The sequence below is a fragment of the Mesorhizobium sp. M0496 genome, from assembly GCF_040321205.1.
Lineage (GTDB): Bacteria > Pseudomonadota > Alphaproteobacteria > Rhizobiales > Rhizobiaceae > Mesorhizobium.
Window position 1 is genome coordinate 66,424 of record NZ_JAMYRC010000001.1, and the last position, 20,344, is coordinate 86,767.

The 20,344-nt window shown below is 63.4% G+C and carries 24 protein-coding genes; 14 read left to right on the forward strand and 10 right to left on the reverse strand.

What is annotated here, in order from left to right:
- Nucleotides 1-5 precede the first annotated feature (5 nt).
- Nucleotides 6-929 carry a LysR substrate-binding domain-containing protein gene (locus NKI73_RS00330; RefSeq protein ID WP_352626476.1) on the reverse strand — a complete coding sequence of 308 codons (924 nt, stop codon included), beginning with the start codon at nt 927-929 and terminating at the stop codon, nt 6-8.
- Between the two features lie 117 nt (nt 930-1,046).
- Between NKI73_RS00330 and NKI73_RS00335 the strand changes: the two genes are divergently transcribed.
- From NKI73_RS00335 to NKI73_RS00365, 7 genes are all read left to right on the forward strand, one after another.
- Complete coding sequence (locus tag NKI73_RS00335; RefSeq protein WP_352626478.1) at nt 1,047-2,339, forward strand: MFS transporter; 1,293 nt, start codon at nt 1,047-1,049, stop codon at nt 2,337-2,339.
- Between the two features lie 142 nt (nt 2,340-2,481).
- The gene (locus NKI73_RS00340; protein WP_352626480.1) at nt 2,482-3,663 is read left to right on the forward strand and encodes a cell wall hydrolase; all 1,182 of its coding nucleotides are present in this window, start codon (nt 2,482-2,484) and stop codon (nt 3,661-3,663) included.
- A gap of 254 nt (nt 3,664-3,917) precedes the next feature.
- The gene (locus tag NKI73_RS00345; protein ID WP_352626482.1) at nt 3,918-4,325 is read left to right on the forward strand and encodes an AtpZ/AtpI family protein; all 408 of its coding nucleotides are present in this window, start codon (nt 3,918-3,920) and stop codon (nt 4,323-4,325) included.
- A gap of 59 nt (nt 4,326-4,384) precedes the next feature.
- The gene (locus tag NKI73_RS00350) at nt 4,385-5,143 is read left to right on the forward strand and encodes a F0F1 ATP synthase subunit A (RefSeq protein ID WP_352626484.1); all 759 of its coding nucleotides are present in this window, start codon (nt 4,385-4,387) and stop codon (nt 5,141-5,143) included.
- Nucleotides 5,144-5,227: 84 nt separating this feature from the next.
- Nucleotides 5,228-5,452, forward strand: a complete 225-nt coding sequence (locus tag NKI73_RS00355) for a F0F1 ATP synthase subunit C (protein ID WP_006206606.1) — start codon at nt 5,228-5,230, stop codon at nt 5,450-5,452.
- Between the two features lie 78 nt (nt 5,453-5,530).
- Nucleotides 5,531-6,130 carry a F0F1 ATP synthase subunit B gene (locus tag NKI73_RS00360; RefSeq protein ID WP_352626485.1) on the forward strand — a complete coding sequence of 200 codons (600 nt, stop codon included), beginning with the start codon at nt 5,531-5,533 and terminating at the stop codon, nt 6,128-6,130.
- 10 nt (nt 6,131-6,140) lie between these two features.
- Nucleotides 6,141-6,632, forward strand: a complete 492-nt coding sequence (locus NKI73_RS00365) for a F0F1 ATP synthase subunit B (RefSeq protein WP_352626486.1) — start codon at nt 6,141-6,143, stop codon at nt 6,630-6,632.
- Nucleotides 6,633-6,894: 262 nt separating this feature from the next.
- On the opposite strand, the gene rnhB is transcribed toward NKI73_RS00365, so the two are convergent.
- Both rnhB and NKI73_RS00375 read right to left on the reverse strand, forming a co-directional pair.
- Complete coding sequence (gene rnhB / locus NKI73_RS00370) at nt 6,895-7,590, reverse strand: ribonuclease HII (protein ID WP_352626487.1); 696 nt, start codon at nt 7,588-7,590, stop codon at nt 6,895-6,897.
- Nucleotides 7,591-7,741: 151 nt separating this feature from the next.
- Complete coding sequence (locus NKI73_RS00375) at nt 7,742-8,896, reverse strand: PA0069 family radical SAM protein (protein ID WP_352627286.1); 1,155 nt, start codon at nt 8,894-8,896, stop codon at nt 7,742-7,744.
- 148 nt (nt 8,897-9,044) lie between these two features.
- Here NKI73_RS00375 and NKI73_RS00380 point away from each other — a divergent pair, with 148 nt between their 5' ends.
- Entirely contained in the window at nt 9,045-9,569 is a 525-nt protein-coding gene (locus NKI73_RS00380) for a glycosyltransferase (protein WP_352626489.1), read from the forward strand.
- Between the two features lie 147 nt (nt 9,570-9,716).
- Complete coding sequence (locus NKI73_RS00385) at nt 9,717-10,691, forward strand: phytanoyl-CoA dioxygenase family protein (RefSeq protein ID WP_352626491.1); 975 nt, start codon at nt 9,717-9,719, stop codon at nt 10,689-10,691.
- A 6-nt stretch (nt 10,692-10,697) separates the two neighbouring features.
- On the opposite strand, the gene NKI73_RS00390 is transcribed toward NKI73_RS00385, so the two are convergent.
- The 7 genes from NKI73_RS00390 to NKI73_RS00420 form a co-directional block, all read right to left on the reverse strand.
- Nucleotides 10,698-11,123 carry a GFA family protein gene (locus NKI73_RS00390; protein WP_352626493.1) on the reverse strand — a complete coding sequence of 142 codons (426 nt, stop codon included), beginning with the start codon at nt 11,121-11,123 and terminating at the stop codon, nt 10,698-10,700.
- Nucleotides 11,124-11,260: 137 nt separating this feature from the next.
- Nucleotides 11,261-11,815: a molybdenum cofactor biosynthesis protein B gene (gene moaB, locus NKI73_RS00395; RefSeq protein WP_352626495.1), complete on the reverse strand. Its 555-nt coding sequence runs from the start codon at nt 11,813-11,815 to the stop codon at nt 11,261-11,263.
- Nucleotides 11,802-12,701, reverse strand: coding sequence for a 4-(cytidine 5'-diphospho)-2-C-methyl-D-erythritol kinase (locus NKI73_RS00400; RefSeq protein WP_352627288.1), 900 nt, complete (start codon nt 12,699-12,701; stop codon nt 11,802-11,804). The genes moaB and NKI73_RS00400 overlap by 14 nt, the downstream gene beginning before the upstream one ends.
- Nucleotides 12,702-12,727: 26 nt before the next feature.
- On the reverse strand, nt 12,728-12,913 hold the full coding sequence (locus NKI73_RS00405; protein WP_027023000.1) for a membrane protein: 186 nt from the start codon (nt 12,911-12,913) through the stop codon (nt 12,728-12,730).
- A 139-nt stretch (nt 12,914-13,052) separates the two neighbouring features.
- On the reverse strand, nt 13,053-13,916 hold the full coding sequence (locus tag NKI73_RS00410) for a S49 family peptidase (protein WP_352626497.1): 864 nt from the start codon (nt 13,914-13,916) through the stop codon (nt 13,053-13,055).
- A gap of 79 nt (nt 13,917-13,995) precedes the next feature.
- Complete coding sequence (locus NKI73_RS00415) at nt 13,996-14,796, reverse strand: tRNA1(Val) (adenine(37)-N6)-methyltransferase (RefSeq protein ID WP_352626499.1); 801 nt, start codon at nt 14,794-14,796, stop codon at nt 13,996-13,998.
- Nucleotides 14,796-15,020 (reverse strand): putative signal transducing protein, encoded by a 225-nt coding sequence (locus NKI73_RS00420; RefSeq protein ID WP_015318845.1) that lies wholly within the window; start codon nt 15,018-15,020, stop codon nt 14,796-14,798. The genes NKI73_RS00415 and NKI73_RS00420 overlap by 1 nt, the downstream gene beginning before the upstream one ends.
- Before the next feature lie 185 nt (nt 15,021-15,205).
- Here NKI73_RS00420 and NKI73_RS00425 point away from each other — a divergent pair, with 185 nt between their 5' ends.
- From NKI73_RS00425 to NKI73_RS00445, 5 genes are all read left to right on the forward strand, one after another.
- Complete coding sequence (locus NKI73_RS00425) at nt 15,206-16,222, forward strand: polyprenyl synthetase family protein (RefSeq protein WP_352626501.1); 1,017 nt, start codon at nt 15,206-15,208, stop codon at nt 16,220-16,222.
- A gap of 106 nt (nt 16,223-16,328) precedes the next feature.
- Nucleotides 16,329-16,997, forward strand: coding sequence for a GntR family transcriptional regulator (locus NKI73_RS00430; protein ID WP_352626503.1), 669 nt, complete (start codon nt 16,329-16,331; stop codon nt 16,995-16,997).
- A gap of 205 nt (nt 16,998-17,202) precedes the next feature.
- On the forward strand, nt 17,203-17,793 hold the full coding sequence (locus tag NKI73_RS00435) for a biotin transporter BioY (protein ID WP_352626505.1): 591 nt from the start codon (nt 17,203-17,205) through the stop codon (nt 17,791-17,793).
- Entirely contained in the window at nt 17,790-18,233 is a 444-nt protein-coding gene (locus NKI73_RS00440) for a DUF1284 domain-containing protein (RefSeq protein WP_352626506.1), read from the forward strand. Before NKI73_RS00435 ends, NKI73_RS00440 begins: the two co-directional genes overlap by 4 nt.
- Before the next feature lie 232 nt (nt 18,234-18,465).
- Nucleotides 18,466-20,241: a tetratricopeptide repeat protein gene (locus NKI73_RS00445; protein WP_352626507.1), complete on the forward strand. Its 1,776-nt coding sequence runs from the start codon at nt 18,466-18,468 to the stop codon at nt 20,239-20,241.
- Nucleotides 20,242-20,344: the final 103 nt, after the last annotated feature.

Consider the following 20,344-nt stretch of genomic DNA (forward strand, 5'->3'; position numbering starts at 1 on the left):
GGCGATCACGCCACGTTGCGCAAACCGTTGTCGTTGGCCCGCGCATTTTCGGGCAACGCCTGCCGCGCTGCATCCAGCAATATATCGGCAAGGCGGGCCACCACCGGCTCGGCGTCGGCATCCTTGCGATGCAGGAACAGCGCCATCTTGGGCAGCGCCGGCAATCCGGCTATCTCCGGCGTCATCGCGCTGACGCTGGCCGGCAGGCCGATGTCGGTGCGGATCGTCAGCCCCAGCCCCGCCGCAACCGCTGCCCAGATGCCGCCAAGGCTCGGGCTGGAAAAGGCCATCCGCCACGACAGGCCGGCGCGGTCGAGCGTTTCGGTTGCCACCGTGCGCAAAAGGCATGGCGCTTCGAGCGCCACAAGGGGCAGTGGCTCACTGTCGCGCAGGCTGGTCTCGATGCGCTTTGCCGGGCCGATCCAGCGCATCGGCACATCGGCGACGTGTTCGCTATAGGGCAGCGTCTCGCCGCTGTGCCAGGCGAGCGCGATGTCGAGACTGCCTGACAGGATCCGTTCAACAAGTTCGTGGCTGCGCGCGATCCTGGCTTCGATCTTGACCTTGGGGTGGGCGCGGGCGAAACGGCCGAGCACGTCGGGCAGCACCGCCTCGCCGAAATCCTCCTGCAGACCGAGCCTTACCCAGCCTTCTAGCTCGACGTCGTGGATGGCGGATGCCGCTTCGTCATTGAGCTCGATCAGCCGGCGCGCATAGCCGAGCATGGTCTCGCCCGCCTCGGTCAAGGCGAGGCCGCGCCCCGACTTGCGGAAGATCGGCGTCGCCGCCTGTTCTTCCAGTTTTTTCAATTGCGCGCTGACCGCCGACGTCGACCGGCCAAGCCGATCGGCCGCCTTGGCGAAGCTGCCCAGCTCCATGCCGGTGACAAAACTGCGGAGGACGTCGAGGTCGAATGTCACGCGTCGCATATTTTTAGTCCTGTTTTTCAGGATGGTAAGTTTAAAAGTTCCTGATTTTAAGGATGAAACTATGGCGCTAGAGACAGACCGTCAAGGCCACCACCGGCCCAGCACGGGAATGAAATCATGTACGCCATTGTCAATTGCACCGACCGGCAGCCGCAGGAACTCCTGGAAGATACCGGCTCCGCCAGGAGGGCATTCAAGCCCAGCCATCGCTGGAAGGTTCTGGGCATCGGCGTTGCCGCCAATGCCAGCTTCTCGGCCACTTTCGCCGGCATACCGGCAACGGCGGTCGTGCTTCGTCAGGGCTATCACCTAAGCAACGCCGAACTCGGTCTGGCACTCGGCCTTCTCGGGCTGGGGGTCGCGCTCAGCGAACTGCCTTGGGGCCTGCTCACCGATCGCTGGGGTGATCGACGCGTGCTTCTGATCGGCCTCGGCGCCACGGCGGCTTGGCTCCTGGTCATGGCTATGCTGGTTGTGCCGACAAGGACCGGTATTCCCGGCGTCACGCTACTCTGCGCGAGCCTGCTCATCACCGGACTGCTCGGCGGCAGCGTCAACGGTTCGAGCGGTCGCGCCATCATGGGCTGGTTTCGAGAAAACGAGCGCGGCTTTGCCATGAGCATCAGGCAGACGGCGGTGCCGCTTGGCGGCGGCCTTGGCGCGCTTGTCTTGCCCTCGCTTGCCCTGGCTTTCAGCTTTGCCGCGGTGTTCGGGGCCTTGGCGGCTGCATCTGCCCTCTCTGCCTTGTTTGCGTGGCGCTGGCTGCACGAGCCGCCGAAGGCGGGCGAGGGTCATCTTGCTGCGGCGGCTGTGGCCGGACCGGCGCCGCTGCGCAATCGCGACGTTTGGCGTATCGCGACCGCCATCGGCCTGCTCTGCTTTCCGCAAGTGGCCGTGCTCACCTTCGCCTCTGTGTTCCTGCATGACTTCGTCGGTCTGGGAACGGCAGCGATCAGTGCGAGTCTCGCCGCCGTGCAGATCGGCGCCATGGTCATGCGCATCTGGAGTGGCCGCTTCACCGACCGCCACGGCAACCGCCGCCAGTTCCTTCGCTTTTGCAGTGCGATCAGCGCGCTTGCCTTCGCCATGCTTTGGCTGCTGGTTCTGGCCAGTCCCGCCATACCAGGCGGCCAGTTCTTCTCGATGGCGGTCCTTCCCGCTGTGCTTATTGTCGCAGGCATCTCGGTCTCCGCCTGGCACGGCGTCGCCTATACCGAGCTTGCCACGCTTGCCGGTGCCGGCCATGTCGGAACCGCGCTCAGCCTTGCCAACAGCTTCGTTTTCATAGGCTTCTTCCTCGTGCCGGTGGTCATTCCGGGACTCTTGCATCTCTGGTCATGGTCCGGTGTCTGGCTGTCGGCCGCCATCTGCGCACTGGCCGCGTGGCCGGTCTTCCTGCGGCCGGCCTGACTTCGGCCGCAAAACCGCCCGACTTCGGAACCACGACCTCGGGCCGACCGGGAAAACCCGATCGAACCTGTTAACGTCCCATCAAGGTTAATGCATCATTTTGCTCTCCAGTGGGGTCAGTAGCGTTCCTGGAGAGAGTTCCGTGCATCGACGTGTGTTGAAGCGGCTTGCTGCCGCCGCCGGTGAGAGACGTGGCTTTCTGTCCCCGTTGGTCATCGGTCTCGGCATCTGGATCGGCTTTCCGACCGTCGCCGCCTACCAGGACATGACGAGCCTCGTTTCCGGTCTCGAAGCGTCGAATACTCGCTGGAATTCCTATGTCGAGAAATCCATTGCCGGCTCGACCCATGCGGCCGAAATGCCCTTTGTCGATTCCGATGTCACCGGCTCCATCTCCGGATCGGGTGTCCACTTGGCAGGTGTCGGCAGCGTGTCGTTTCGCGGCAAGGGCGGCAAGGTAAGCGCCACGCCCGATGAGGATCGCGTCGTGCGCGCCGAGAAGAAGGGCCGCATCGTTCAGATGTCTCCCGTGGCACCGCCGAAGAATTTCAATGCCGGCTCGATCTTCGAGCGCACCTCCTCCTTGCTCCGGCCCAGCATGGACAGCGACCTGAAGATGGCTTTCGCCATGCCGCAGATCAAAGGCAAGGAAATCCAGATCGCCGCGGCATTCCATGCGCGCGAGGACAAGAAGCCGGATCCCGGCGTGCCGGCAATGCTTGCCGCACTGGTCAACAACGACCATCCGGACGTGCTGGCGACCGCGTATGCGCAATCCGAGCCCGACTATGCCAAGGCGTCGCCTTTCGAAGCCCTGCTTCAGGACGAGCAGCCAAACGACGGCCGCTTCATTCCGCCGATGGCTAAGGGCGATCATTCGTGGATCCAGAACCCGCTGCCCGCCAGTGTCTTCTCCAAACCGGAACAGGCATGCCTGGCGAATGGCATCTATTTCGAGGCGAGGAGCGAATCCGTACGTGGTCAGGCCGCCGTCGCCCAGGTCATCCTCAATCGCGTCCGCAACCCGACCTATCCGAATTCGATCTGCGGCGTCGTCTATCAGAACGACAGCTGGTTCAACCGTTGCCAGTTCTCCTTCGCCTGCGACGGCAGGAAGAAGCGCATCGACAATCCCGTCGCCTACAAGACCGCCCAGGATATCGCCATGGCCGTCACCGCCGGCAAGATCTTCATCCCGGAAGTAGGATCGTCGACCCACTACTACGCCCAATATGTCCATCCCGGCTGGGCACGCACGATGCAGAAGATGACCAAGATCGGCCTGCATATCTTCTATCGTACCTATGGCGGCGGCTGGAGCTGAGCGCGCTACAGCGGTTGATCTTTGGCGCGGCGCGCAGTCGATCGAAGAGCCATTGCCCGGGGGATTCGCGCAACGTATCCCCATCATCGCCGCGGGCACGATGTCGCACCTTTCTAATCCGTTGATTTTGCTGCCTAAAATACATGGCAATGAACTTCCGCCCGTGGCTTGACGGGCGCAAACCCTCTAACTATGTTGCCGGCGACTTTAGAAGCGGACGGACGGTGACGGTCTGGCCGGGCAGGGGGGTTGCGATGGCCGACAAGAATGGGCCAGGCGGAACCGGAGAAACCGGCCGCGGCAAGCAGCATGAACCCGACATCCGCGACGACGATCTTGAGCGCCGCCGGCGTGACCTTGAAGCATCGCTCGCGACAAGGCGGCCGGACCGGCTCGAGGGGAAAGACGACGCGAAAGCGGGCAGTGTGGCCGGTTATGGCCAGGCGCTCAAACTCTCCAGCGAGTTTATCGCCGGAGTGGTGGTGGGTGCCGGCATCGGCTGGATCATCGACCGTCTGGCGGGGACATCGCCATGGGGTCTGATCGTGTTTCTGCTGCTTGGTTTTGGCGCCGGCGTGCTCAATGTGATGCGTTCCGCGGGCGTTGTGGCAGAGTTCGGACAGGGCGACAAATCGCGCCGTGACCAAGACGACAAGAAATGACCGTGCTTCGTGTGCGGTAATGGTAACGAGGCCGTACGCGGCATTGACGGGGTTTGAACGTGGCAGCTGACAAGGTCGATCCGATCCACCAGTTCCATATCAACAAGCTGATTCCGATCGACATCGGCGGCTATGATCTGTCTTTCACCAATTCGGCGCTGTTCATGGTCGCAACCGTGGTCGTCGCGGCGGCGTTTCTGTTTCTCACGACGTCGAGCCGCAGCCTGGTTCCCGGCCGGCTTCAGTCGGTCTCCGAAATGGCCTATGAGTTCGTCGGCAACATGTTGCGCGACGCCGCCGGCACGCAGGGCATGAAGTTCTTCCCCCTTGTGTTCTCGCTGTTCATGTTCGTGCTGGTCGCCAACCTGCTCGGCCTGTTCCCGTATTTCTTCACCGTCACCAGCCACATCATCGTCACCTTCGGCCTTGCCGTGCTGGTGATCGCAACCGTGGTTGTCTATGGCTTCATGAAGCATGGTTTCGGTTTCCTGAAGCTGTTCGTGCCGCATGGCGTGCCGGTGTTCCTGCTGCCGCTGGTGGTGCTGATCGAGGTGATCTCTTTCGTGTCGCGCCCGGTCAGCCTCTCGGTTCGTCTGTTCGCCAACATGCTCGCCGGCCATATCACGCTGAAGGTGTTCTCCGGGTTCGTCGTCAGCCTGAGCGCGCTCGGCGCGGTTGGCGTCGCCGGCTCGATCCTGCCGCTGGCAATGGCGGTGGCGCTGACGGCACTGGAACTGCTGGTCGCCTTCCTGCAGGCCTACGTGTTTGCCGTGTTGACCTGCATGTATCTCAACGACGCCCTGCACCCCGGGCACTGAGCAAAAGTTTCCGGCCCAAGAGTTTCCAGCATTGGCGCCGGATGAAATCGCAACGGAATTTTTAGATCCAAAGGAGTTGAACAAATGGACGCAGAAGCAGCAAAGTACATCGGCGCCGGCATCGCTTGCCTGGGCATGGGTGGCGCGGGCATTGGCCTCGGCAACATCTTCGGCAGCTACCTGGCGGGCGCTCTGCGCAACCCGTCGGCTGCTGATGGCCAGTTCGGCCGTCTGATCTTCGGCTTCGCCGTGACCGAAGCTCTGGGCATCTTCTCGCTTCTCATCGCGCTTCTGGCCCTGTTCGGCTGAGCCTCACCTTGGCTAAGCCGTGAGAAGATTGGACAGGCCGGTCGCGCAAGCGGCGGGTCTGAATTTCGGGGATAGTCCATGTTCGTGACATCTGCCTTCGCGCAAGAGTCCGCGCCATCAGCCGATACCAGCCACGCTGCGACGGAAGGCGACACGCATTCCGGCACCAGCGTGCCTGCCGAAGCGCATGGTACGTTTCCGCCATTCGATCCGGCGACGTTCCCGTCGCAGCTTCTGTGGCTGGCAATCACCTTCGGGCTGTTCTACCTCTTCCTGAAGCGGATTGTGATGCCGCGCGTCGGGGGCATCATCGATGTCCGCAACGATCGCATCACGCAGGATCTCGATCAGGCAGCCAAGTTGAAGGGCGAGGCCGACGCCGCCGTTGCTGCCTACGAGCAGGAACTGGCGGAAGCCAAGACCAAGGCCAACGCGATCGGCCAGCAGGCCAACGATGCGGCCAAGGTCGAGGCCGAGACCGCACGCAAGAAGGTCGAGGCCGCGCTCGACGCGAAGCTTGGCGAGGCCGAAGCCCGCATTTCTTCCATCAAGGCCAATGCCATGAAGGAAGTCGGCAGCATCGCCGAGGACACCGCTTCGGCGATCGTCGAGGCCCTGGTCGGCGGCAAGGCCAGCAAGGCCGAGATCGCGGCCGCGGTCAAATCCGTGGCCCGGTGAGGAGCGCATCATGGATTACACATCTCTCGCGACGCTCTGGGCTACGATAGCCCTCATCATCTTCCTGGGCGTTGCCGTCTACATCAAGGTGCCTGGCATGATCGCCAAGGCGCTCGACGCCCGCGCCGACAGGATCAGCAATGAGCTGGACGAAGCGCGCCGGCTGCGCGAGGAGGCCCAGCAGCTGCTTGGCCAGTACCAGCGCAAGCGCAAGGAAGCCGAGCAGGAGGCCGCGGCCATCGTCGCTGCCGCCAAGCGCGAAGCCGACATGCTTGCAGCCGAGGCGCACAAGAAGACCGAGGACTATGTCGTCAGGCGCACCGCGCTTGCCGAACAGAAGATCGGCCAGGCCGAACGTGACGCCATCAGCGAAGTCCGCGCCAGCGCCGTCGATATCGCCGTCGAGGCAGCACGCACGCTGCTCGCCGGCAAGATCGACGCCAAGGCGGGTGCCGATCTGTTCAAGGCTTCGCTTGCGGACGTGAAGTCGAAACTGAACTAGGCCTTCGCAGTCCCCATACGATCAAAGCCGCCCGGGCAACCTGGCGGCTTTTTTGCTGTGGAAAACCAGATTGGCGAAGGCGGTCGAGCGCGTAATCTCCCTCCTTGAGGGGGAGACGGCCGGCAGGCCAGAGGGGGTCGCCGCGCGTGAAGCGCTGACCTCATCTTTGCTGAAGAATGGCGTCGTGCCCAGTCGAGCCGACCCCCTCTGTCGCCTTCGGCGACATCTCCCCCTCGAGGGGGGAGATCAGCTGCCGCTCGGCTCAATCGAGCGCGACGAGGCTCTCTTCCTCAATCACTTCCACCCCGCCCAATCTGAACGGCGCAAACGACACGCGGTGCAGCCGTGCCACGGGACCATGGGCCTCGATCGCCGTGCGATGGCGGACCGTGGCGTAACCCATGTGGGACTCGAAGCCATAGCGGTCGTGATGGTTGCCGCAGCCGCACATCATGCGGTCGCGCATCACCTTGGCGACGATCGAGGCGGCGGCGATCGATTGCGAACGCTGGTCGCCCTTGATCAGCGCGCGCCCCGCGCAGGGCAGGCCCGGCGGCACGTCGCGCCCGTCGGCGAGGGCAAGCTTCGGTTGAACCGACAGGCCGATCAGGGCGCGGCGCATCGCCTCCAGGCTTGCCTTTAGGATGTTGCTGCCATCGATGCCCTCGGCGCTGATCGAGGCCATTGAGACCGCTTGCGCGGAGCCGAGAATGCTCAGGAACAGGGCCTCACGCTGCAAATGGGTGAGGCGCTTGGAATCGTCCAGTCCGTCCGGAATGTTGGCGGGGTCGAGTACCACCGCCGCGGCGACCACTGGCCCCGCCAAGGGACCACGGCCGGCCTCGTCCATGCCCGCAACCGGCCACAGGCCGTCGGCTATCGCCTTCGTCTCGAAGGAGAAGTCGGGCTTCTCGATGATCTCAAAGAGAGGCGGAGAATCAGAACGCGCGCGAGCCATGTTGCGGCGAGGTTCGCATCGGTTCCGATTCTCCGCAAGTCCCTCCGGGTCGGTGGGGCGCCGGACCGGGAGGGCACCGTCTGCAGGCCGGGGCAGGCCGGACGGGATTCCTGTGCTGTGGCAGATCAAGCCGCCGCAGTGAATTGCATTCTCAAAGCAGCGTCAGCTGCAATTGGTCTTTGGCAGCAGCAACGAACTGGTCGGTCCGCAACGTGCGCCGTTCGGCATTGAGGCCGAGCCGCTTGGCTGTGATCTCGAAGCGCCGGCCGATCTGCCAGGCATAGGGACCGGCGCCCTTCATGCGCTTGCCCCATTCCGAATCGTAGTCCTTGCCGTCACGCATCGAGCGGATCAGCGACATCACGTGGCGATAGCGATCGGGGTAGTGGCGCAGCAGCCAGTCCTTGAAGATCGGGCTGACCTCCAGCGGCAGGCGCAGCACGACATAACCCGCCTCGCGCGCGCCGGCGGCGCGTGCTGAATCGAGGATGCGTTCCATCTCCGGATCGGTCAGCCCGGGGATGATCGGCGCCACCATGACCGACGCTGGAATGCCGGCATCAGAAAGCTGCCGGATCGCCTCCAGCCGCTTGGTCGGCGTCGAAGCCCGCGGCTCCATGGTGCGCGCCAGCATGCGATCGAGCGTCGTCACCGACAGAGCCACCTTGGCCAGCCCTCGCTCAGCCATGCGCGACAGGATATCGATGTCGCGCACCACCAAAGCGGATTTGGTGACGATGCCGACCGGATGACCGCGCGCCTCCAGCACTTCGAGGATCTCGCGCATGATCCGGTATTGTTTCTCGATCGGCTGGTAGGGGTCGGTGTTGGTGCCGATGGCGATGGTTCGCGGTTGGTATCCGTCCTTCGACAGCTCCTTGTCGAGCAAGCGCGCCGCATCTGGCTTGGCGAACAGCTTGGATTCGAAATCCAGACCCGGCGACAGGCCCATGAACGAGTGCGTCGGCCGGGCAAAGCAATAGACACAGCCGTGCTCGCAACCGCGATAAGGGTTGATCGAACGATCGAAGGAGATATCGGGCGATTCGTTACGGGTGATGATGGTGCGCGGCTTCTCGACCTGCACTTCGGTCTTGAAGGGCGGCAGTTCTTCCAGCGAATTCCAGCCATCGTCGAAAACATGCCGGCTGACCGGCTCGAACCGGCCGGACGGATTGATGCCCGCCGACCTGCCGCGGTTGCGGTCCGGCCGGACACGCACGCCACTCTGCTCGATCATCGCATTGGCCATCTCGGCCCGTCCGGCTCCGAAAGCTGCAATGTCGGCGCGCACGATCTGTTCCATCTTCGCCCGCTCCCAGGGACTGTCCGTGTTGTGTCGAATCGCTCTGTTCATGAAATTATTCCTATTTTGTTGAAGAGAACAAAGCAAGAACTTTTTAAGGTTCGCTGGATAACTGGCGCTATGCCGCGCTTTCCGCTATCGGCTAACGATGCTCAGTGTTCTCATCGAAACGTGCAATGACGAGGAAGGGCTTACCCGCACGCTCGCCTCGCTGATTGGCGGCGCGGTCGAGGGCGTGGTGCGTGACGTCATCGTCTGTGACACGGGCTCTACCGACCAGACGCATCGTGTGGCCGAGCATGCCGGCTGCCACTACGTGACGGGCGGCATCGCCACGGGGATCCGGCAAGCCAAGGGGGACTGGTTGCTGCTCCTGGAGCCGGGCGCACGATTGATGGAGGGCTGGATCGACGCGGTCGTCGACCATACGGCCAGGCAAACCATGGCGGCACGGTTTTCGCGGGCGCGCGGCAGCCGCACGCCGTTCCTGGCGCGCGTCTTTTCCGCAAACCGCGCCTTGGCCGACGGATTGCTGATCAGCAAGCGTCAGGCCTCGGCCTCGGCCAAGAGTGCCGGCAGCGCCGAGGCCATCGCCCGCGGCCTCGCGACAAAGCGGCTCGACGCCGAGATCTGGATGGCGCCGGCGAAGCAGCAACGCCGCTCCCCGAGGTGATTTTTTGCACCTGCTCTGTTCATTGTGCATTGCACAAAATCTGGCGCGAGGTTAGCTTCCGGCCCAAGCGGGTGAATTGGGTTTGGGTCATGCCGAGTGATGAACACTGATGCGGCATCGGTGTCGCCTCTCATAGCCGAGGACCCAATGAACCTTCCAACCCCCGACAAATCCGGCGCGGCCAGTCTCGAGGCCATTGCGCGCAACGGCAGCCTGCTGCGGCGTATCGCCGTGCGCATTCCGACCTATCTGACGGACCTGCGCGAAAACCCCGCCTGGCTGCCGATGTTCGTGCTGGCGCGCACCATGCCTGGACGCCGCATGCATTGGCTGGGCGCAAAGCGCGCCCGTCCGGTCGTGGATACGGGGGATACGATGTTTGCCGGCATCGAACGTGAAGCGGTGGTCGAAGCGCTGCGCTCCGACGGGCTGTTTTCGGGCTTGGTCCTGCCGCCGGAGATCCATGAAGAGATCGCTGACTTCGCCCAGCGTACGCCCTGCTTCGGCAATTTCGACCGCCGTCTCGAATTCATGCCGGATGAACATGCGGAAGCTGAGAAGCGCTTTGGCCGCTCGCTGCTCAGCGGGCACTTTTTCGAGCGCATCCTCGATTGCCAGGCGGCCCTCGCCATCCAGCGCGATCCGCTGCTTCTAAACATTGCCGCGCATTATCTCGGCGGTCAGGCAAAACTGATCACGACGCGGGTCTGGTGGAGCTTTCCGACGGGTGCGGCTTCGGACGCCGACAAGAACCTCGCCTCGCTCGGCAAGTATCATTTCGACCTCGACGATTGGCGCATGCTGAAATTCTTTTTCTATCTCAAGCCCGTCGATGCCGACACCGGCCCGCATGTCTACATCAAGGGCAGTCATAAGCGCCGCAGCCTCAAGCATCAACTCACCCTCCTGGTCGGCCATCCCGCGCAAGAGGTTCTGGATGTCTATGGTGAGCAGAGCCCGGTGACATTGACTGGAGAAGCAGGACTAGGCTTCGTAGAAGACCCCTTCGGCTTCCATATGGGCACCGTGCCGTCGCGCACGCCGCGGCTGATGATGGAAGTCGGCTTCGGCGTATCGCCGCCATCGCGCCGCCGCTTTCATGGCGAACCGGTCATCCGCTGAAAGGACCTACCCGAAGTTCATCTCGACAGGCATCCAGTGAGCGCGGCGCCTGGCTTGGCGCTGTGCCCGGCTTTCGGCATCGAAGTCGACACGGACCGGCGCCTGATTGAACCGCTCTCGGTCGTCCAGGGCGTTGATGATGACGATCGCTCTTGCATCGTCGTTCTCTCCGGCGATTGCGGCGACATAGACGCCGCAGTCCCGGCAGATCAAATAGTCGGCCGTCCTCAGCCCGAACTGATATTTTCGCAATCGCGCCTCATCCTTGACCGAGATGGTCAGTCTGCCGTCCGGATCGGCAATGGCGCGCGAACCATGTCTGACGCAGAACGAGCATTGGCAGGCGCGAACTTCGATTTGCGACGGGTCGAGTTCGGTTGAAAATGCAAGGCGTATGTTGCCGCAATGGCATCCGCCGGTATGCGTGGTCATGGTTCTGCCTTGTCGTGATGGCGATGATCGCCTTCAGGCAAGGTACTTTTCCGAGGTCCGGTTTGGAATGGTGTTTCGAAGGCGCCGGTGCTGTTCTGCCTGCAAAAGCGGCGTGGAACCGACGCTTTGCCTGGCTTTTACGAAGCCGATTTGCCGCGCCGCAGATGCTCATCCAGACGCGGCATGATCTCGACGAAGTTGCACGGCATGTGCCGGTAGTCGAGCTGCGCTTTCAGGATGCCGTCCCACGCGTCCTTGCAGGCGCCGGGTGAGCCCGGCAGCACGAAGACGAAGGTGGCGTTGACGACGCCGCCGGTCGCCCGGCTCTGGATCGTCGAGGTGCCGATCTTGTCGTAGGAGATGCGGTGGAACACTTCCGAAAAGCCGTCCATGCGCTTTTCGAAGATCGGCTCCAGCGCTTCCGGCGTCACGTCGCGCCCGGTGAAGCCGGTGCCGCCGGTGGTGATGACGACATCGATATCTTTGTCCCGCGACCACGCCAGAACCGTGTCGCGGATTTTTTCGCGGTCGTCGGTGACGATGTCGCGGGCAGCCAGGATATGACCGGCCTCGGTGATGCGGTCGGCCAGCGTCTGGCCGGATTTGTCGTCGGCGAGGCTGCGTGTGTCTGAAACGGTCAGCACCGCGATGCGTATGGGAATGAAGGAACGGCTCTCGTCAATTCTGGCCATCTGCTCCCTCCGATGGGATGCTGCGCGTTGCCGCGACGAACCAGTCGGGCTGGCGGCCGCGGATCTCGGCGGCGGCGCGCTTGGCGACATTGCCGGTTTCGAACAGGCCGAAGCAGGTGGCGCCCGACCCGGACATTCGGGAAAAACCCGATCCAGCCTTGTTCAGCCAGGAAAGCGCTCTGCCGATCGCAGGCTGCATCGCAAGGGCTGCCGGCTCGAGATCGTTGCGGGTGATCTCCAGCCAGTTGCGCAGGCTGTGGAAATCGATGCTGCGCGGCAGCGGCGGCAGTGCATCATTGTCGCGACGGGCAAGCGCAGCAAACACCTCGGCCGTCGAGACTGGCGTGCCCGGATTGACCAGCACCAGCCCTAGCGCCGAAAAATCGGGGACCATCGACAGCTCGTCACCGATGCCGCGCGCGACCAGCGGCTTGGCCGCCAGGCACATCGGCACGTCGGCGCCAAGCGAGAGGCCGATCCGCGCCAGCTCGGTGCCATCGATGTCCAGGGACCAGGTCTCCACCAGCCCGCGCAGCACGGCCGCCGCGTCGCTCGAGCCGCCGCCGACGCCGGAAGCAACCGGCAGGTTCTTTTCGAGCTTTATTGAAACGGGCGGGGTTCTCTTTTGGCCGACCGCCTGTCGCAGGGCATCGCGCGCCCTGAGCACCAGATTGCCGTCGTCGAGAGGAACCGCCGGCGCGTAGCGACCGGACACGGTAAAATCATCACTGTCGGCGAGCACGATTTCGACCCTGTCGCCAAAACGCGTGAACACCGCCAGGCTATCGATCAGATGATAGCCGTCTGGGCGCCTGCCGGTGACATGCAGCGCCAGATTGATCTTGGCGTGCGCATGCCAGGTACGCGACCCGATATCGGTGTCCACCGCGTCAGTCACATGTGAAATGATGCTCAGTCCTTGGCCAGCCGGTATTCGCCGGTCTTCGGATCCTTGACCAGCGTGCCCATCGCGCCATTGGCCGCCTGCTTTTCGGTGCGCCGCACCTTGGCGGTCACGCGTTCGGCTTCGCGGATGAAGGTGCGGTAGCCGAAATAGGCGGCGACGCCAACGACGGTGAAGAAAATGATCTGCGGCATGCCAAAACTCCTCCCACGCTGTGCCGGCGAAGGCGGCCGGTCGGGTCGGTTGATGCATGTCGCCCAAAATGGATCCGGCTTTGGGAAACCGACATGCATGAGACTTCAAACGCTCATGCTAGACGGTTTCGCCGATTTTTCAAAGCCCGAAGCGCGCCCACAATGCGCGCTCTTCCGCCGCATCAATCACGCCGCTGGCGGCCGCGGCTGCGATATCGGGCGCCGAAAAGCCCATTCTCGAGCCGAACAGGCCGAAGCGGCCGAGGAAACCCCGCGGTGCCGTGATCAGCCTGAGCTGGGTCTTCTCCCCGAAACGGGTTTTCAGCACCGTGCGCATGTCGCCGAGCGCATCGACCAGGCCAAGTTCGAGGCCTTTGATGCCGGTCCAGAACAGGCCGGTGAACAGGTCCGGATCGTCTTTCAGTTTCATGCCGCGCCGCTCCTTGACGAGATCGATGAACGTGCCGTGCACCTCAAGCTGCAACACCTTCAGCCGTTCGACGTCTTCCTTCTTCTCCGGCTTGAACGGATCGAGCACTGCCTTGTTCTGGCCGGCGGTGTGGACACGGCGCTCGACACCGATCTTCTTCATCAGTTCCGGGAAGCCGAACGAGGCCGACACCACGCCGATCGAACCGACGATCGAGGACGGATCGGCGAAAATCTCGTCGCCGGCGACCGCGATCATGTAGCCGCCCGATGCCGCGACGTCCTCGACGAAGACCAGCACCTTTTTGTTCTTTTCCGTTGCCAGGTCACGGATGCGCTTGAAGATCAGCCGCGACTGCACCGGCGAGCCGCCGGGCGAATTGATCGAAATGGCGACCGCCGGCGCGTCGTAGGAAAACGCCTTCTCGATGAGGCCGGCGGTGGAGGCCAGCGACAGGCTCGGCCGGAACGGGCCGCCTCCGGCCATGATGGTGCCGTGCAGCCGGATAACCGGAATGGTGACGACAGTGGAGCGCCAGGATTTCGGCAGCAGGCGGTTGATAAGGCGTTTCACGAGGGCGCGGTCTCCGGTCGATGGGTTGCAGGCATGTAGGAATTCTCCGGCCAACGGCAATGTGGGGGCCAGGAATAGCTCAATCTCCGAATAACGAGGCGAGGCCGTTGGTGATCATTTCGCTGCGCTCATCGGGGCCTTGGCCTGATTGCGCGTGCAGCATCAGGGGAGGGCGAATGGCAAGCTTTCCCCGTGCCCCGAGCGCTGCCCTGACGACGATGCGGATCGCCGCCGCGTCTGGGCGAGGGTGGACGCCAAGCATCTCGGCATCACCGAAGCGGCCTGCGATCGCATCGAGAATGGAGCCGAGCTGTTCGGGCCGCGCGATCACGGCAAGCCCGCCGCGCGGCCTGACCACCGCGGCGGCACTTCTGATCCAGCTCTCGAACAGCCCGTCCTCCATGACATGGGCTTCCTTTCGCAGGCGATCGGGCGTGGCGCGGTCCCGTGCGGCATTGAAAGGCGGGTTCATGATGACGAAGTCGAAGTCGTTGTCGGCGAGGCCGCTGACAGCCCGCGCCCGGCCCGACACCGTGACATCAGCGACCAGAACCGAGGCGCGATCGCTGAGATGCGCATTGCCGGGATGGGCAAGGGTTGCTGCGGCGAAGGCCGCCATTTCCGGCGCGCGTTCGACAAGCACGGCCTGGGCGCCCGGGCAGCGCGACAGTACCGCAAGGCCGGCAGCCCCGGCTCCGGCACCGAAATCGGCGAGACGCCCGCCAAAGGCGGATGGCACTGACGCCGCGAGCATCATCGCATCCATGCCGGCGCGATGGCCGCCTTGCTTGGGCTGCACGAGCCAGAACCGGCCGCGATGGAAAGCATCGACCGTATGGGCCGGCGTGTCCGGGACAAGGGTGGCCGGCGCGGCGGTCATTATTTCCCGCGAATCTCGTTGGCGATGCCGGCATCCGTCAGGATGCGCCGTGCCGCGTCGGCCTGGTCGGCGTCGACCATGACGCGCCGCGGCAGGATGCCGAGCGAGCCGTCGAGCACGCTCATGTTCTGGTCGGCGACGAAGCAGCCGATGCCGGCATCGCGCATCAGCGATTCGACAAAGGAGATGATGACAGCGTCGTTGGTGCGAATGAGCTCAATCATCGGGCGAAACTCTCAGTTTGCGGCGCTGATGTAAACGGGCAGGCGGATTTCCGTGCGTCGGTTGACATTCTGTCATCGTCGCCGCGCCAATTCGCCTCTTGCCGTGGCTGTGTCCGCCGCCCTAGAGTCCAGGCAAGGACCAAGGGTGCCGTCGCACGCGTTATACCAAGACGGGAGTGATTGTCGTGGGTGTCGTTCTCAACATCGAAAATGGGAAGCGGGAGCCCGCCTCCATCAAGGATCTGATCGATCTGACTGCGGCTGATATGGGGCGCGTCAACGAATTGATCCTGTCCAAGGCCGGCTCCGATGTCGAGATGATCCCGGAGGTCGCCAACCATCTGATCTCGTCCGGCGGCAAACGGCTGCGGCCGATGCTGACGCTCGCCGCCGCGCAGATGTTCGGCTATGCCGGCGAGGGCCACGTCAAGCTCGCGACCGCGGTCGAATTCATGCACACGGCGACGCTTCTCCACGACGATGTCGTCGACGAAAGCGGCATGCGTCGCGGCAAGAAGACCGCCCGCATGATCTGGGGCAACCAGGCGAGCGTGCTGGTCGGCGATTTCCTGCTCGGCCAGGCCTTCCGCATGATGGTCGATGTCGGATCGCTCGAAGCGCTCGACATCCTGTCGAGCGCGGCCTCCATCATCGCCGAGGGCGAGGTGATGCAGCTTGCCGCCGCCAAGAACCTCGAAACCACCGAGGACGAGCATTTCGCCGTCATCAAGGCCAAGACCGCGGCATTGTTTTCGGCGGCTGCCGAAGTCGGTCCGGTCATTGCCCAGGCGACGCGCAACGACCGTGCGGCGCTGCGCTCCTATGGCATGAATCTCGGCCTTGCATTCCAGCTGATCGACGACGCGCTGGACTATGGCGGCACCAGCAAGGATCTGGGCAAGAATGTCGGCGACGATTTCCGCGAAGGCAAGGTGACCTTGCCGGTCATCCTCGCCTACCGGCGCGGCACCAAGGCCGAGCGCACCTTCTGGAAGCGCTCCATCGAGGACAATGTCACCGATGACGCCGGTCTGGAAAAAGCGATCGGCCTGATGACCCGCCACGGCGCCATCGCCGACACGATCGGGCGCGCCAGCCATTTCGGCGAGATCGCCCGCGACGCGCTGGCGCCGCTGGAAGCGACGCCGCAGAAATCGGCGCTGATCGACGTCATCGATTTCTGCATCAGCCGGGTGAACTGAAGGCTGGACTTTAGCGGCGCTTCCTCTGGCTCGCGGTGATGAGGAAGTTTGCGAATTCGGTCCCGCCGTCTCGACAACATGCCTCGCCGCAAATTATCTATAAAACATGGCAAAGGGCACAGACGACACCATCGCGGTGCGCATCAGCAAGGTGCTGGCGGACCGCATCATCTCCGGCGCGATCGAGCCGGGAGCCAGGCTTCGGCAGGATCATATCGCCGAGGAATTCCAGACCAGCCATGTTCCCGTGCGCGAAGCCTTCCGCCGGCTCGAAGCGCAAGGGCTGGCCGTCGGCGAGCCGCGCCGTGGCGTGCGTGTCGCCGCTTTCGACTTGGGCGAGGTCAAGGAGGTCGCCGAAATGCGCGCCGCACTCGAAGTGCTGGCGCTGCGCCACGCCGCGCCGCACCTGACATCGGCCATTCTCGATCTCGCCGAGGAGGCGACCAAGGCCGGCGACAAGTCCCGCGATGTCAGGTCGTGGGAAGAAGCCAACCGCGCCTTCCACCGGCTGATCCTGACGCCATGCGGCATGCCGCGCCTGCTCGCCACCATCGACGACCTGCACGCGGCGAGTGCCCGCTTCCTGTTTGCGGCTTGGCGATCGGAATGGGAGGCACGTACCGACCAGGATCATCGCGCGATACTCACCGCCTTGCGGCAGGGAAGCACCGAATCGGCAGCCGTGACGCTGGGGCGGCATGTTCAATGGATTGGCCGCAAGCCAGTCAGGACGGCTTCCGGGACGACGCGCGAAGCCTTTGCCATCGTCGGCTGATGCATTGTCGCCCAAAGCGACCTTGGTTTTGGGGAACGACATGCATGCAAGCAGAGACCTGAAGCGGGTCGCCTGAATACCTCAGTTGCGACACTTTAGGCGGCCTTTGCACAGCGAAGGCTTGCTATCCCGCGGGAATTGTGGATTCGATAATAGATCGAAAACAGAAATTATCTATAATTTGCAATCGATCGAAGGAATCCCAATGACAGACGTCGCATTCTCGTCCAGCAAGCCATCGTTCAGTCCGCTTCGGCTTCAAGGCCGCTCTCTTGTCTGGCAGGTTGGAGCCGTCGTGCTCGGCATGCTGTTCCTGGCGCTCTCCTCATACATCGAAGTGCCGATGGTTCCGGTTCCGGTGACCATGCAGACCTTCGCCGTGACACTGATCGGCGCGCTCTATGGCTGGCGGCTTGGCGCCATCACCATCGCCGCCTGGCTGGTCGAGGGCGCGGTCGGTTTCCCGGTGCTGGCCGGCGGCGCCGCCGGCGTACAGCATTTCGTCGGGCCGACCGGTGGCTACCTCTTCGCATTTCCGGTCACCGGCGCGCTGGTTGGCTGGCTCGCCGAACGCGGCTGGAACGGCAACAGGGTGATGCTTGCCTTCGCCGCCATGCTGCTCGGCAACCTTGCTTGCCTGGTTCTCGGCACCATGTGGCTCGCCGTCATGATCGGCGTCGAACAGGCCATCACGTTCGGATTTCTGCCTTTCCTGGTCGGCGGCTTGCTCAAGTCGGCGCTGGGTGCCGCGACACTCATGGCCCTTCCTGGCAGGGCTAAGCCGGCCAATCCGTGACGATCAGGCTGCGCGCCCATCACCTCCTTTGCCTGCTCACCTATGTGGGCAAGGGATACAGTCCCGCCTTCATCGCCAACTACGATCGCGTAGCGGAGCGCCTGAGCCGGGGCGAGGACGCCCTCCTCGTTTCCGGCCCCGACGATGTCTGCGGCCCGTTGCTCGACGAGCCGGAACCGCATTGTCTCAACGAAAGCGTCGTCGAGCGGGACCGGCTCGCGGCACAGGATTTGGAGGAATTGCTGGCGCGCCCAATCCGGATCGGCGCCAGGCTCGATCTCGATGCCTCGATGCTGGCCCGGATGCGGCAGGCGTTTTCGGCTGGGCGCGTGCGCAAGGCTTGCGGCGGCTGCGAGTGGAATGAGCTGTGCGGCACGATTGCGGCCGGCGGATATGGCGACACGCTGGTGCAGCGGTCTGCTTCGCGAGGTGAGCGCTGATATTGGCGCCGAGCCCAGCGGTCGAATCTGTGATATTCGGCTTCGCGCAGGGCACGGCCGAAATTCAAGATCGGAAAACTGGTGCCTGCCGCCATGGTTTGTTAATCGGGTGCCCGGATTGTGAATTCGAGGCGGATTGAAGCGCGACCCCAAAAAGGCCATGCTTTATCAGGAAGATCGAGTCTACGCCGATCCGCTGACTCGGAGATGGCGCCTGGCTGAAAGGAATACAATGCGGCAAGGACGTGCGCGCTGGCTGACAAGGCTGGCAATTGTGGCAGGCATAGCGATCTCGGCTCTGCCGGCCTATGCCAAGCAAACCACCGAACCGGTCAAGATCACGTCGTTCTCGGGCGCCTATCTGGCAGCCCGGATCGCCGAAGGCGACAACGACCTCGACAGCGCCATCGCCTACTACAAGCAGGCTTTGGCCTTCGACCCGAGCGACACCGGCCTGCAGCAGAGCCTGATGCTGTCGCTGATCGCGCAAGGCCGCTTCGACGAATCCCTGGTCTATGCCGACAAGCTCAAGGAAGTTCCGGATGTCGAGCGCTTCTCGCGCCTGGCACTGTCTGTCGATTCCTTCCACAAGAAGGATTTCACCAAGGCGCAGTACTGGCTCAAGCTGTCGCTGGAATCCGATCTTGACCGGCTGATCTCCGGGGTCATGTCAGGCTGGGCCCAACAGGGCGCCGGCGAACCCAGTGACGCAATGGCTTCCATCGACAAGCTGCAGGGGCCGGATTGGTTCGGCCTGTTCAAGTCGTTCCACCGTGCCCTGATCGCCGATGCGTCCGGTATGCCCGAAAAGGCCGAGGCGATCTACGCCGCGACGATGCAGGATACGGCCGCCGGCGGTGCCGCTCCCGAAACCTGGATGCGCAACGCCCAGGCCTACGCGTCGTTCCTCGCCCGCAAGGGCGACAAGACCAAGGCGATGTCGGTGCTCGATCAGGCTGAGGCGTTTTCGCCCGGCAAGCTGGAAATCGTCGCCTTGCGCGACAGGATCGCCAAGGGCGACAAGATTGCGCCCTTCGTTGCCGGTCCGTCTGACGGCGCCTCCGAGATTCTGCTCGACCTCGCGACCGCGCTCAATCGCGGCGGCGGCGAGCCGTTCGTCCGTCTCTATCTGCAATATGCACTGGCTCTGAAGCCCGACAGCGATGCGGCGCTGGTGCAGCTCGCTGCCGTGTCCGAGCAGTTGAAGGACGGCGAGGGCGCCATCGCGCTCTATCGGCGGATCCCCGCGACTTCGCCGCTGAAGGAGCTTTCGGACCTGCAGCTCGGCCTCAACCTTGCCGATCTCGACCGTCATGAGGAGGCGATCACCCATCTGAAGGCCTTCGTCGACGCCCACCCCGACGACATGCGCGCCTATCTGGCGCTCGGCGGCGTCTATTCCTCTAAGGAGGATTTCCGCTCGGCCGCCAATCTCTACGACAAGGCCGTCGAGGCGCTGAAGACGCCGACCGCGGCCAACTGGAACATCTTCTACCAGCGCGGCATCGCCTATGAGCGGCTGAAGGAATGGCCGAAGGCCGAGCCGAACTTCCGGAAGGCGCTGGAGCTGTTCCCCGACCAGCCGCAGGTATTGAATTATCTCGGCTATTCCTGGGTCGACATGAACATGAACCTCAAGGAAGGCCTGGCGATGATCCAGAAGGCCGTCGACCTCAGGCCGAGCGACGGTTACATCGTCGATTCGCTGGGTTGGGCCTATTTCCGCCTCGGCAGGTTCGACGATGCGGTGCGCGAAATGGAACGCGCCGTGTCGCTGAAGCCGGAAGATCCGGTTCTGAACGACCACCTTGGCGACGCCTACTGGCGCGTCGGCCGCAAGCTGGAAGCAACCTTCCAGTGGAACCAGGCCCGCGACCTGAAGCCAGATCCCGATGTGCTGGCCACCTTGCAGCAGAAGCTGATGAAGGGCCTGCCGCCGATCGAGTCCAACACGGCGCAGGAAACCCAGAAGGTCAAGCCTGAGCCTGTGCCCGCCCCGAAGGGGTGAACCGACTTTTTTGAATACGAGCGGGGCTCTTTTCGGAGCCCCGTTTCCGTTTGGGCTAGATGCGCCCGTCCAGACGCCTGCCGATTTGCGGAGACGGTCTCAA

Excerpts from the sequence above, each read along its gene's own strand:
- NKI73_RS00330 (WP_352626476.1), bottom strand. The coding sequence starts at position 929 with ATGCGACGCGTGACATTCGACCTCGACGTCCTCCGCAGTTTTGTCACC.
- NKI73_RS00335 (WP_352626478.1), top strand. The coding sequence starts at position 1,047 with ATGTACGCCATTGTCAATTGCACCGACCGGCAGCCGCAGGAACTCCTG.
- NKI73_RS00345 (WP_352626482.1), top strand. The coding sequence starts at position 3,918 with ATGGCCGACAAGAATGGGCCAGGCGGAACCGGAGAAACCGGCCGCGGC.
- NKI73_RS00355 (WP_006206606.1), top strand. The coding sequence starts at position 5,228 with ATGGACGCAGAAGCAGCAAAGTACATCGGCGCCGGCATCGCTTGCCTG.
- NKI73_RS00360 (WP_352626485.1), top strand. The coding sequence starts at position 5,531 with ATGTTCGTGACATCTGCCTTCGCGCAAGAGTCCGCGCCATCAGCCGAT.
- NKI73_RS00365 (WP_352626486.1), top strand. The coding sequence starts at position 6,141 with ATGGATTACACATCTCTCGCGACGCTCTGGGCTACGATAGCCCTCATC.
- rnhB (WP_352626487.1), bottom strand. The coding sequence starts at position 7,590 with ATGGCTCGCGCGCGTTCTGATTCTCCGCCTCTCTTTGAGATCATCGAG.
- NKI73_RS00375 (WP_352627286.1), bottom strand. The coding sequence starts at position 8,896 with ATGGAACAGATCGTGCGCGCCGACATTGCAGCTTTCGGAGCCGGACGG.
- NKI73_RS00380 (WP_352626489.1), top strand. The coding sequence starts at position 9,045 with ATGCTCAGTGTTCTCATCGAAACGTGCAATGACGAGGAAGGGCTTACC.
- NKI73_RS00385 (WP_352626491.1), top strand. The coding sequence starts at position 9,717 with ATGAACCTTCCAACCCCCGACAAATCCGGCGCGGCCAGTCTCGAGGCC.
- NKI73_RS00390 (WP_352626493.1), bottom strand. The coding sequence starts at position 11,123 with ATGACCACGCATACCGGCGGATGCCATTGCGGCAACATACGCCTTGCA.
- moaB (WP_352626495.1), bottom strand. The coding sequence starts at position 11,815 with ATGGCCAGAATTGACGAGAGCCGTTCCTTCATTCCCATACGCATCGCG.
- NKI73_RS00405 (WP_027023000.1), bottom strand. The coding sequence starts at position 12,913 with ATGCCGCAGATCATTTTCTTCACCGTCGTTGGCGTCGCCGCCTATTTC.
- NKI73_RS00415 (WP_352626499.1), bottom strand. The coding sequence starts at position 14,796 with ATGACCGCCGCGCCGGCCACCCTTGTCCCGGACACGCCGGCCCATACG.
- NKI73_RS00420 (WP_015318845.1), bottom strand. The coding sequence starts at position 15,020 with ATGATTGAGCTCATTCGCACCAACGACGCTGTCATCATCTCCTTTGTC.
- NKI73_RS00430 (WP_352626503.1), top strand. The coding sequence starts at position 16,329 with ATGGCAAAGGGCACAGACGACACCATCGCGGTGCGCATCAGCAAGGTG.
- NKI73_RS00435 (WP_352626505.1), top strand. The coding sequence starts at position 17,203 with ATGACAGACGTCGCATTCTCGTCCAGCAAGCCATCGTTCAGTCCGCTT.
- NKI73_RS00445 (WP_352626507.1), top strand. The coding sequence starts at position 18,466 with ATGCGGCAAGGACGTGCGCGCTGGCTGACAAGGCTGGCAATTGTGGCA.